This window comes from Mesonia ostreae, from assembly GCF_031845265.1.
Classification (GTDB): domain Bacteria; phylum Bacteroidota; class Bacteroidia; order Flavobacteriales; family Flavobacteriaceae; genus Mesonia; species Mesonia ostreae.
The window spans coordinates 18685-30976 of sequence record NZ_JAVRBG010000006.1; the positions used below are offsets into that span (position 1 = coordinate 18685).

General features: G+C 36.9%; 11 protein-coding genes. 6 read left to right on the forward strand and 5 right to left on the reverse strand.

The annotated features are described in order from the left end of the window. Positions 1 to 2 precede the first annotated feature (2 nt). Entirely contained in the window at positions 3 to 413 is a 411-nt protein-coding gene (locus RLT85_RS07255; RefSeq protein ID WP_311401364.1) for a BrxA/BrxB family bacilliredoxin, read from the reverse strand. Between the two features lie 312 nt (positions 414 to 725). On the opposite strand from RLT85_RS07255, the gene RLT85_RS07260 reads away from it, so the two are divergent. Further along, positions 726 to 1484: a TerB family tellurite resistance protein gene (locus RLT85_RS07260; protein WP_311401365.1), complete on the forward strand. Its 759-nt coding sequence runs from the start codon at positions 726 to 728 to the stop codon at positions 1482 to 1484. Between the two features lie 398 nt (positions 1485 to 1882). On the opposite strand, the gene RLT85_RS07265 is transcribed toward RLT85_RS07260, so the two are convergent. After that, a complete protein-coding gene (locus RLT85_RS07265; RefSeq protein ID WP_311401366.1) occupies positions 1883 to 2239 on the reverse strand; it encodes a thioredoxin family protein in 357 nt (118 codons plus the stop codon). A 234-nt stretch (positions 2240 to 2473) separates the two neighbouring features. Next, complete coding sequence (locus RLT85_RS07270) at positions 2474 to 4654, reverse strand: TonB-dependent receptor (protein ID WP_311401367.1); 2181 nt, start codon at positions 4652 to 4654, stop codon at positions 2474 to 2476. Between the two features lie 484 nt (positions 4655 to 5138). Here RLT85_RS07270 and RLT85_RS07275 point away from each other — a divergent pair, with 484 nt between their 5' ends. The 5 genes from RLT85_RS07275 to RLT85_RS07295 are packed head-to-tail and all read left to right on the forward strand — an operon-like array spanning position 5139 to position 9807. Continuing rightward, positions 5139 to 5804, forward strand: coding sequence for a metal-dependent transcriptional regulator (locus tag RLT85_RS07275; RefSeq protein ID WP_311401368.1), 666 nt, complete (start codon positions 5139 to 5141; stop codon positions 5802 to 5804). A gap of 27 nt (positions 5805 to 5831) precedes the next feature. Continuing rightward, complete coding sequence (locus tag RLT85_RS07280; RefSeq protein WP_311401369.1) at positions 5832 to 6743, forward strand: metal ABC transporter solute-binding protein, Zn/Mn family; 912 nt, start codon at positions 5832 to 5834, stop codon at positions 6741 to 6743. 6 nt (positions 6744 to 6749) lie between these two features. After that, on the forward strand, positions 6750 to 7490 hold the full coding sequence (locus RLT85_RS07285) for a metal ABC transporter ATP-binding protein (RefSeq protein WP_311401370.1): 741 nt from the start codon (positions 6750 to 6752) through the stop codon (positions 7488 to 7490). A gap of 48 nt (positions 7491 to 7538) precedes the next feature. Beyond that, positions 7539 to 8654 (forward strand): metal ABC transporter permease, encoded by a 1116-nt coding sequence (locus RLT85_RS07290; protein WP_311401371.1) that lies wholly within the window; start codon positions 7539 to 7541, stop codon positions 8652 to 8654. Then, complete coding sequence (locus RLT85_RS07295) at positions 8647 to 9807, forward strand: metal ABC transporter permease (RefSeq protein WP_311401372.1); 1161 nt, start codon at positions 8647 to 8649, stop codon at positions 9805 to 9807. Before RLT85_RS07290 ends, RLT85_RS07295 begins: the two co-directional genes overlap by 8 nt. A 26-nt stretch (positions 9808 to 9833) precedes the next feature. Here RLT85_RS07295 and RLT85_RS07300 read toward each other — a convergent pair whose 3' ends face one another. Together RLT85_RS07300 and RLT85_RS07305 are read right to left on the reverse strand one after the other, a co-directional pair. Then, the gene (locus RLT85_RS07300; protein ID WP_311401373.1) at positions 9834 to 10157 is read right to left on the reverse strand and encodes a hypothetical protein; all 324 of its coding nucleotides are present in this window, start codon (positions 10155 to 10157) and stop codon (positions 9834 to 9836) included. Between the two features lie 297 nt (positions 10158 to 10454). Next, positions 10455 to 11900 carry a leucyl aminopeptidase family protein gene (locus RLT85_RS07305; RefSeq protein ID WP_311401374.1) on the reverse strand — a complete coding sequence of 482 codons (1446 nt, stop codon included), beginning with the start codon at positions 11898 to 11900 and terminating at the stop codon, positions 10455 to 10457. Between the last annotated feature and the right edge of the window lie 392 nt (positions 11901 to 12292).

The following is a 12292-nucleotide window of genomic DNA, read 5'->3' on the forward strand; positions in this document are numbered from 1 at the left end:
GCTTAGCAGTATTCGTTGTAAGCATCTTTTAAGTTTTCTGCAATCATTTCTGCAGGTCGACCTTCAATGTGGTGGCGCTCTAGCATATGTACTAATTCTCCATCCTTAAATAAGGCCATACAAGGCGAACTTGGAGGAAAAGGTACCATATGAGCACGTGCTTTCTCTGTAGCTTCTTTATCTACACCGGCAAATACGGTTGCCAAATGCGAAGGTTTTTTACTATTCTCTAAAGACATTTTTGCTGCCGGTCTTGCATTTGCTGCAGCACAACCACAAACCGAATTTACTACCACTAAGGTAGTTCCTTCTTGTTTAATAGCTTGATCAACGGCTTCTGCACTTTGTAATTCTTCAAAACCTATAGAAGTCAATTCTTCTTTCATAGGTTTAACTAAATCTGCTGGATACATATTTCGATATTTTTTGTTCAAATTATTAATTACAAAGATACCAAAATCTGGACGAATCTTATATCGCATACCAAATTAAACAGAGTATATCGCAAATAAATTCTTTTATTAAAGTTTATTCTTTCCTAGAAATTAGTACCGCAAACTACTTCACGAATCATTTCTCATTTCAAGTAAGCGCAACTAGTTCGTTTTTCAAAAGCGACTTGATCTATTTAAATAGGCTTTATTTAGGAATACTTGAATAGGTTATTTTTATTCTTAGCCATAAAACCACAGAAGCTTATATATTTGCATTTCAAAGTGAAAAGTATGATTAAGTGGATTGGAGCCATTTTAGGAATGGTTTATATGCGATGGCCAGGCGCCATTCTCGGTTTTTTATTGGGTAGTCTTATAGAGGCCTTTTTAAAAGGAAAGCAGATGAAAGGAGGTGGCGGAGCCTTTCAAGATATCTTTCAGCAGCAAAGAGCACAAAATGTTTCTATGGGAGATTTCGAACTGAATCTACTTACCCTATGCTCAGTTGTGATAAGAGCCGACGGAAAAGTAAATCAACGCGAATTAGATTATGTGCGTTCTTATTTTGTGCAGTCGTATGGTAAAGAAAGAGCCAACGCGACTTTTAAGACCTTTAATGAGGTCATTAAAAATAGGGAAATTGAACCTCAGCGAATTTGTGCTTATATGCGTTCTAGAACCAGCTATGAGGTGCGCTTGCAAATTCTTCATTTTCTCTTCGGAATTACCCAAGCAGACGGTCATATCTCTTCTGCCGAGTTAAGAGAGCTCCAAAAAATTGCTGGCTACTTGCAAATTAACCGACGTGATTTTGAAAGCATACAGGCCATGTTTGTCAAATCTGCGGATGCTACGAGTGCGTATAAAATTTTGGAAATCGAAAAAAATGCCACCGATGCGGAAGTGAAAAAAGCCTTTAGAACTATGGCCAAAAAATACCATCCAGATAAGCTACAAGGAATGGACGAAGCCTATAAAAAAGGAGCCGAAGAGAAATTCTTAAAGGTACAAGAGGCTTATGAACAGATTCAGAAAGAAAGAGGGATGTAAACCCGATTTGAAAATTACTCTTTTTTTGATTGAAAAATAGCGTAATTGTACCTCAAACCCCTCATTCCTAAACAAAATTGGCTCCTGCGATTTACGAGGAGTCAATTTCTGAACAACCAAAGTTTAGGATCAACAAAACTTAGGTATTTTTTGATGAAAATTCACTCAATATGAATTAACTAAAGTTAAGCAATATTTTGAATACAGTAAAATAACTTATTTCTGAATTTGTCTTAAAACTATCGCTATCCGCGGAAGCGTAATAAAAAATATCATCTATTAGAGCAAATTCATTAACTCTTTGGAAGTATAATACACAAAGACTCTTTCCTTAACTCTAAAATTACGATCAAAAATTAGGGTAGCAGGAAGTGAAAAAGGTCTTTCTGCTCTAGAAGCTAATAGCAATGGAAGTCATGAACTCCGTTGCGTTTTTTTAAAGGCTGTCTGTTTACAAATTCTATTCCGTCAAACTGAATGGTATCGGTGCGTTCCACATCCATTTCAACAGCATAATATTCTTTATTTATCTTCTGAATTACCTCTATATTGCTGAAAACTTCTCGCTGTATTTTTTTGCAATAGGCGCACCATTTGGCGTGAAAAAACATAAACACAGGCTTGGGTTCTTTTTTAAAAGCTTGCTCTAGTTCTGGCCAAGTTTTCCATTGGATGGCGTCCTTTTGCTGAGCTTTTAATGGGAGAAACCAACCCAGAAATAGAACGAGTATAAGGTATTTGCTATAATTTATCATAAGGCTGATAAGCTTGTAAGTTTGTGAAGTATTAGTATGGCTCTAGTTTAATAAAACGATGTTTTCAATTCCTCCCCTTGGCAAAATCTTGAAGTTTCGGGAGAGGAGGGGATGAGATGACAAAATTTATAATTCATCCTATCCCCAAGCCTTTCCAGAGGAAAGGGAGAGTAAAACTTCAAATTATCAATGCACTTTTAAACTACAGCTATTAGTATTAAATTCTTGATAAAATTAAAAATCTCCAAATTTTAGACCTATAAAGTACGTTCTCGGGCGGTTAGGACCATAAATATAATCTGAATCTCTAAGCGAACCTCGCTCAAAATCATCTTGATAGCTGTCAAATAGATTCTGTACTCCGCCGCTTAACTCTACGTGAAAATTTTCTATGGGATCAAAGTGGTAGGTAAGTTTGGTGGTCATATCAAAAAAGGATGGGGTATCTACCAAATCTAAATAGCCAGAGCTGCTCACCACACGAGGAGCAATCATAGAGCCTGTATAACTACCCGTTATATCTAATCTAAAAGCTTCACTCATTGTCCAATTGGCATCCATAAACCCGTAGGCGTTAGGAGAACGTACAAAATCATCTATAATTACATCTTCTTCCCCTTGCACGCTTGCATCGGCCTCAAAAAGCAGCTGACTTTCTTTATACACAGAACGCTGAAAAGTTGCTCCAGCTTTAAACATAAGGTCGGCACTTGGGGAAACACTCAACTCTATATTGGCACCAGCCACATAAGCACCAGAGCCATTTCTAGACTCTTCTAAAACAGAGCCGTTAGGTAAAGAATTTCCTGTACTAACGATGGTAAAAGGATTTTCTAAAGTCGTGTAAAAACCATCCAGTAAAAAGTTGGTTTGGGTTTTATTAAAGCTTTTTGTGTAATTAAAAGAGGCCGTATAAGCATTAGAAAATTCACTTTCTAAATCGTCTGACAGAATAACAAATCGCTGCTCTCCGCCTAAAGATGAAATATGTAAATCTTCATTAAAAGCCTGTGGTGCACGAAAACCTCTAGAATAGCCTCCTCTAAATTGTAGGTTATTGGTGATATCATAAAGAACCGTTAACCGCGGACTAACCACGGTTTCATTTACTTGAGAAGACCGACTTACATTTTGAATGCTGTAAAAACCATCTACATCTACGTGGTCTAATCTTGCCCCAACAAGTGCTGTAAACTCCTCAATGGGTTTCCACTCATATTGCGCATAAAGACCAATGCTATTCACTTTTTGGTCTATGATGCGGTTATAGCCTGGCATAGCATCTTCGGTATCATTAAGTTGATATTCTCCGCCCACAGTAATTACATCTTTATTATTAAAATAATGCGAGTATTTTGCTCCCGCAACCACGGCAATATCGGTGGTTTTTCCAAAAGCATTGTTGGCCACAAGAGAATCTGCAGCCGCGCGAGCGCCACCTAAACCACCATAATAGCTATCACGATCTGTATGCTGAACAGAAACATAAGCCGTTCCTTCATTTTTACGTGCGTCATCAAACAATTCATAATCTAAACCAGTGAAAATGATATTGTGGTCTAATTCTTCGGTAATATCAGTAAATTGCGGAGCAAGATCAATGCGATCTCCACCGCGTCTATATTCTCTAATGGCGGTAAAATCTAATCCTATTCGGCTATTGTCATTGGGGCGTAAAAATGTTTTGGCACCTAATGAGTTGTTGGTCAGTTTTGTAATCTCACTAAAACCTTCTCCGTTGGCATCGTAAGCATCACGATTACGAAAAATACCGTACACCGTAACTCCGCTAGAAAGATCTTCACTTACTATAGAAGCATTTACATTTACATTACGATCTGCGGTAGTCCCGTCTATTAATCCAAAGTTAGAAGAAACGTCCCAGTTGTTATTAACGGGTTCTTTGGTGATCACGTTTACGGTACCCGCAATGGCGTTAGATCCAAAGAGTGCAGAGCCACCACTGCGCACCACTTCTACGCGGTCTATAATACTCACAGGAATTTGTTCCAATCCATAAACGCCATTTAAAGCACTAAAAACAGGGCGGCTATTTACCAAAACTTGTGTGTATTGCCCATCCAATCCGTTAAGGCGTACTTGGGTAAACCCGCAGTTTTGACAATTGGTTTCTACACGCACTCCAGGCTGGTAGTTGAGGCCATCGGCTAATGAAATAGATTGTGTGGCTTCAAACAATTTTGGGCTCAGCACATTTACAATTACGGGAGCGTCTTTTTTACTAATTCTATTTCGGGTGGCGCTTACCACCACTTCTTCTAAACCTAATAAATCTGGATTTAAAGTGAAGTTAAGCGGTGTATTTATAAAATTACTCGTAGTTATTTTTTGAGTTTTGCTTTTAAAACCAACAGCTTGTATTTGAATGGTATATTCTCCACCGGAAATTTTCAATTCGTAGGCTCCATTAATATTTGCGGCAACGCCTAAGGTTGAGTTGACCGCACTATATTGACAAAGGGGATGGGATGATCCCCGTCGGTTACTTTTCCGCTAAGCGTTATTTTATCTTGAGCGATACTCAAAAGCGGAAAAAATATTAATAAGAGGAATAATTTTTTCATTTGTTCACTACTGTAATTTAGGCAAAGCTAAATATAATATTTAGAATATTAAAATGTATAATTAAATAATGTATTTTAGTTATGGTGTTTGAAAGAATAAATTTGTCGGGATGCCTAATTTTACTGATTTGTTTCAGGTTTAATTATAATAGAACAAAGATCTTACGCATAAAAATAGCACTGCGGAAGTCTTCCTTATGAGAATTATAAAAATTTAATACTTCAGAAAAATAACCAAAAAAAAACTTTATTTAGGAATAGCTAAAAGTTAATTATGAAAAATATAATGTATCTTTGAGCTTTATTTAAATTATATGTTTACACAGTCTGAAGAAAATTATTTAAAAGCTATATTTCATCTACAGCAAGAGATGAGTGATGGAGTTTCTACCAGTAGGCTTTCAGAATTATTAAATACTAAAGCAGCGTCTGTCACCGAAATGATAAAAAAATTGGCCGATAAAAATTTGGTCAATTATAAAAAGTATTACGGCGTGCAACTCACTAGTCTTGGTAAAAAGCAAGCTTTATCTGTGGTGCGTAAACACCGTCTGTGGGAATCTTTTTTAGTAGAACGTTTAAATTTTAAGTGGGATGAAGTCCATGAAGTGGCAGAACAATTAGAACATATTAGTTCTACAAAACTGGTTGAGGAATTAGATAAGTTTTTGGGTAGACCCCAATATGATCCGCACGGAGATCCTATTCCAGATGCTAACGGAAACTTACCCAAAGCCACCAAAAAGCGACTGTCTCAGCTAAAAGAAGGAAGCCAAGCCGTTTGTAAAGGTTTTAATGACAACAGTTCTTCTTTTTTAAAATATCTAGACAAACAAGGAATAGGTATGGATACTTCTATTGAAGTTTTGCAAATAGAAAGCTTTGATGAAAGCATGACGATTAAGGTTGATGAAAAAGAAATATCACTTTCAAAAACGGCAACCGACCATATTTATGTGGAAGATCAAATTCGCGCCTAATTTATTAATAAACAGATCACAATACCTATGAAACACTTTCTTTTGCTTTTTTATTGTACCCTTCTTTTTACTGCTTGTAAAGAAACTTCAACGAATGATCCCAATAAACTCAATATCGTAACCACCACCACCATAATTACAGATTTGGTGAACAATATTGGAGGTGATGCTGTTGAGGTGCAAGGTTTAATGGGAAGCGGAGTAGATCCGCATTTATACAAGGCAAGTGAAGGAGATGTTTCTAAATTAACCCGAGCCGATGTGGTTTTTTATAGCGGTTTACACCTAGAAGGGAAGTTGGTAGATGTTTTTGAGAAAATGGGAAGAAATACCAATACTATTGCCTTAGCGGAAGTATTAGATAAAAAGAAATTAATAGGATCTGAGTATTTTGCCTCTAGTTTTGATCCGCATATTTGGTTCAATATTAAATACTGGAAACAAATCACGGTAAATCTCACGCAGCATTTAAGCGAATTAGATCCTAAAAATGCAGAATTGTACAACAAGAATAAAGACATCTATCTAAAAAAATTAGAGACGTTAGAAGCAGAAGTACGAGAAACCATTGCTAGTCTACCCAAAGAAAAACGCATCTTGGTGACCGCGCACGATGCCTTTAATTATTTTGGAGAAGAGTACGGTTTTGATGTAGTAGGCTTGCAGGGTTTGAGTACCGCAACAGAAGCTGGCGTACAGGATGTGCAAAACTTAGCCGAATTGATTATCGATAAAAAAGTAAAAGCCATCTTTATTGAAACCAGTGTTCCTAAACGAACTATTGAAGCCTTACAACAAGCGGTAAAGTCTGAAGGTTTTGATGTGAAAATTGGCGGAACTTTATACTCTGATGCGCTAGGAAACGCAGGAACGGAGGAAGGAACCTATATTGGGATGTTCTCTTACAATGTAGAAACCATAGTAAACGCTTTAAAATAAGATGATATGAAAGATCAACTTCCAGCCATACAAATAGATGACCTCACGGTAGCTTATGATTATAAACCTGTACTTTGGGATATTGATCTCGTAGTGCCAGAAGGAGTTCTAATGGCCATTGTTGGTCCTAACGGTGCGGGGAAATCTACGCTTATTAAATCTATTTTAGGTATTATAAAACCAATTGCTGGAAGTGTAAAAGTATTTGGAAAACCTTATAAAAAACAAGTAGATAAGGTGGCTTATGTACCTCAAAAAGGAAGTGTAGATTGGGATTTTCCTACCGTCGCTTTAGATGTAGTGATGATGGGAACTTATGGGAGCTTGGGCTGGATTAAACGTCCTGGGCAAAAAGAAAAAAAAGCTGCTTTGGAAGCGCTAGAAAAAGTGGGAATGTTGGAGTTTAAAAACCGACAAATAAGTCAGCTTAGTGGCGGACAACAACAGCGTATTTTCTTAGCACGCGCGTTGGTACAAAATGCGTCTATTTATTTAATGGATGAACCCTTCCAAGGGGTAGATGCAACCACCGAAAAAGCCATTATCAATATTTTAAAAGAACTAAGAAAAGCGAGGAAAACGCTTATTGTGGTACATCACGATTTGCAAACCGTACCCGAGTATTTTGATTGGGTCACCTTCTTAAATGTAAAAGGAGTTGCTTCAGGAAAAGTAAAAGACATTTTTAACGATGATAACCTCACTAAAACTTACGGGATTAATTATAAAGTAGCGGTGACGCAATAGGAGATTTTATCAGAAGAGTAAATTTCAGAAAGAAAGAGAATTATTAACATGGAGTTAAGCGACTTTTTTACCAATTATACCTTGCGTACCATTACTTTGGGAACCGCAATTTTGGGCGCAATTTGTGGGATGTTAGGTAGTTTTGCCGTCTTGCGGAAACAAAGCTTGTTAGGAGATGCGATTTCCCATGCTTCTTTACCTGGTATTGCTTTAGCTTTTATTCTTACCGGAGTTAAAGATGCGAATCTCATTTTGATAGGCGCATTAATTAGCGGACTTATAGGAACCTTTTGGATCAAAGGCATTGTAAGAAGAACTAGATTAAAAAGTGATACCGCTTTAGGGTTAATTCTCTCTTTATTTTTTGGGTTTGGAATGCTGTTGCTCACGTTTATTCAGAAAATGCCCAATGCTAATCAAGCTGGCTTAGACAAATATCTGTTTGGACAAGCCGCCACTTTGGTAGAGCAAGATGTTTGGGTAATGGCTATTGTAACTGGAGTAAGTCTTATTGTTTTATTGCTGTTTTGGAAAGAATTAAAGTTGCTAGTCTTCGATGCAGATTATACCAAAACCTTGGGTTTTAACACCAAATTTTTAGACATTCTTATTACCAGTTTTATTGTATTGGCTATCGTAATGGGCCTTCAAACCGTTGGGGTGGTATTAATGAGTGCTATGTTGTTGGCTCCAGCCGCCGCCGCAAGACAATGGACAAATAATTTGGGAACTATGATTATTCTGGCTTCCATATTTGGTGCTTTTTCAGGTGTTTTTGGTACTGCCATTAGTGCAAGCCAAAATAACCTTTCTACGGGACCAGTTATCGTATTGGTAGCAGCAAGCTTTGTATTGATTTCTTTTATATTCTCACCCAATAGAGGATTATTGTTTAGAGAATTAAGATTCCGAAAAAACCGAAACGAGCTACACCTTAAAAAGACGCTTACTTTTATGTATCGTATTGTAAAAAACCATGATGATATTACGCACCCTCATGCCATAAGAATTTTAAATAATTTTCAAGGTTTTACTAAAAAAACACTCACTAAATTAGAAAAAGAAGAATTGATAAGCCTCAAGGGAAATAAGTGGTCTATGACGCATAAGGGTTATGAGCAAGCTTCAGCCATGTATAACAAATTAGGACAAAGTCATGACTAGTATACAAGTAGAAATTCAGCTTATTGCGGCGTTGGTAGCCATTGCTTGTGCAATACCAGGAACCTTTCTTGTTCTTAGAAAAATGGCAATGATTAGTGACGCCATTAGTCATTCTATCTTACCAGGAATTGTATTGGGTTTTTTTATTACCCAAGACCTTAATTCGCCTTTACTTATTTTATTAGCGGCATTAACGGGAGTCATTACAGTGGTGATGGTAGAATTTATTCAGAAAACGGGATTGGTAAAAGCAGATACTGCTATAGGCTTAGTTTTTCCCGCCTTGTTTAGCATTGGAGTCATCTTAATTGCTAAAAATGCCAACGATGTACATTTAGATATTGATGCCGTTTTATTGGGAGAACTTGCCTTTGCACCTTTTGACCGATTGGAAGTTGGCGGTACAGATATAGGAGCTAAATCACTATGGGTTATTGGAACTATTTTACTGATTAGTATTACACTACTCATTCTTTTCTTTAAGGAATTAAAATTAAGCACATTTGATAAAGGGCTTGCCGCCACGTTGGGCTTTTCTCCTATAATTTTGCACTACGGACTTATGACCGTTTCTTCGGTAACTATTGTAGGTGCTTTTGATGCTGTAGGAGCTGTTTTGGTGGTAGCGCTAGTCATTGCACCCGCAGCAACGGCTTATCTGCTTACCAACAACCTTAAGAAAATGCTAGTTTTGGCCTGCTTTTTTGGTGTAATTGCTGCTATTGGAGGCTATTGGATGGCTAATCTTTTAGATGCTTCTATTGCAGGTTCTATGACTACCGTACTAGGGATTCTATTTCTATTGGTGTATCTCTTTGCTCCCCGACAAGGTGTTTTTTCAGTATATTTTAGAGAACGTCAGCAGCGAAAAGAAGTTTCTTTATTAGTTTTTTTGCTGCATTTGCAAAACCATTCAGATCCCAAAGAGCGTCACGTTAATCATTTGCAAGACCACATCAATTGGCAAAAAGTGCAAGCAAAAACCGTTTTAGACCTGGCTAAAAAGAATAATTTAATTGAAGTTGATCATCAAATTGCTTCGCTTACGCCAAAAGGGGAAGAATTTACCCAAGAAGCTTTAAGATATATCACCACCAATAAGGAAACGGCTATTGAAGAATTGAAAACTAAGTTTTTCTTATTTAGAGGTTAAAATTATTCTGGTTCAATTGATATGAATTATAACTGTCCATCGCGATAAGCCTTACGTGTTTTTATTTTATCTAGCTGTCGCTGAATAATTAGCTCTGCCAAAATTTCTCCTGCAGAAGTGTTTTTATTTTTTTCAGCTAAAGCAAGATTCGCTTTTTCCTGCGGAATATCAATGCGATATAAAAGCCGTATCAGTAAACTAAAGTCTTCTATAATTAAGCGATCTAAGTATTGAACCAAGATTCTTTTTAAGGCTTCTTGAGACTTGTTAATTTTAGGTTGAGAACGCTCCAAAGCGAAGAGTTCAAAACTCCATTGTAAGGCTTTTAAGCGATCTTGATCTAGTGACATTTGATTGAGATGATTTTCATTCATAATAGATTTCAAGCTAAGAAAAATGTTTCAATTTGAGTACCTCGAAACTTCGGGGTGTATCGAGAATAATATTTTTCCCATAAAATAGTGTTTCTCTATAATTGGATTGGCGTGTGAAATTTTTCATTAAAAATCATCAAGCACCCTTCAAGCAGAGCTAACACTGATAATACTAATTGTTTATTTAGAAATATTTATTATTATATTTTCCCTCTTTTTACATACTCCTTCCCCTTTTTTTAGAGGAGAAAGAGCACGATAATTTTTTAAAACTTAAGCCTTATTATGGATTTGATTTTGGATATAATTATAGACAAGTCTTACGCCAACTCCGGTTCCGCCGGAAGGAAGCGATCCTTTAGCTTCTTTTAAAAAGGCTGGTCCAGCAATATCTAAATGAATCCAATCATAATTTGTGAAATGCTCTAAAAACTTTGCTGCGGTAGTAGCACCACCAATGGGGCCTCCAATATTTTTAAGATCGGCGACCTCACTTTTTAAAAGATCTCCGTATTCTTTCCAAAAAGGAAGCTGAATCAACCTTTCATACGTCTCATCCCCAGATTTTTTTAGATGATTCATTTTTTCTTGCTGATTTCCAGCCATGGCAATCCCAAATGAACCTGTGATAGCCGCGGCAGCTCCTGTTAAAGTAGCAATATCTATCACTAAGTTTGGATGATACCTTTTAGCATACGTCAAAGCATCAGCAAGAATTAATCTCCCTTCGGCATCTGTATTTTGAATTTCTACGCTCGTACCATCCATCATCGTGATGACGTCATCTACCAATAGTGCATTTCCATCAATTTTATTATCGGTTGCAGGCACAATTCCTATCACATGGTAAGGAAGTTGATTTAGAGCAACTGCCGCCATAATTCCAACTACCGTAGCGCCTCCGCCCATATCTGCTTTCATAGTAGACATAGAACCTCCCACTTTTAGAGAATAACCTCCCGTATCAAACGTAACTCCTTTTCCTACCAATACCAATGGAGAAGTATTTACGGCATTTTTAGGCTGGTAGGTCATAATATTAAAGGTTGGGGGGACCTCAGATCCTTGATTTACGCCCAATAATCCGCCCATTCCTAAGTTCTCAATTTCTTCTTTGTGAAGCGTTTCGGTTTTGAATCCGCAGTCTTTTCCCGCTTGTATAATGCGTTCAGAAAACATGACAGAATCCAATTTATTTGGCGGTTCATTTACTAAAGTTCTTGTAAGGGCCACCGCTTTAGCTACTTGCAATACTTCTTGCACAGCAGCTTCGGTAAAATCTTGGCTTGGTACGTTTACGCTAAAGTTTTTTTTATCTTGTTTTTTAAGGTAAGAACCAAAATGATAACTTCCTAAAACGAGTCCTTCCAAAAAAGCTTTTTGTTGCTTTGGAGAAAGATTTTTTAAACCTCGGAGTTGTGAAGTTTCTGCATGCTCTTTTTCCAAAGCTTTATATAAAGCAATTCCTAGCGTTCTGTTTTTTTCAATATCCGTAGAAGTGATACTCACCAAAAAATTCTGAGTGTCGTCTACGTAGCTGATGACGCTATCTTTTTCTTCCTGAAAAGCTGTTTTTATTTTTTGTGTTACAATTGGATTGAATGATTTTTTCTGAAGTTGCTCTGCTGTGGAAAGAAGTAAAATGCTGTTGTTTTTTTCTGAATTGTTTTCAGTTTCATCTAACGACACTAAGTCGAGATATAGGTGGTAAGAATTCAATAGATTAAATTTAGAGTTAAAAAAATAAGATACGATTCTTTCCATTAAGCTGAAAGTGAAAAGGGAGAAAATTAGGGAGCAGTATTCAGTAAGCAGTGATTAGTGGTGAGTGGTGGGAAGAGTAGTTGAGGTTAATGCTGAATATGGCAACTTAGAATCGATTAAATCTTCATTTTAAAATAAAAGTGAAAAGTGAAAAATTCAGTGGGCAGTGGGCAGTGTTCAGTAAGCAGTGATCAGTGGTGAGAGGTGAGAAAAACAAGTTCAAATTATTGATGAAAAAGGTATTGTAAAACCGATTGAAAATTTTTTCTTACGCAAAACGCAAAACGCAAAACGCAAAACGCAAAACGCAAAACGCAAAACGCAAAACGCAAAACGCAAAACGCAAA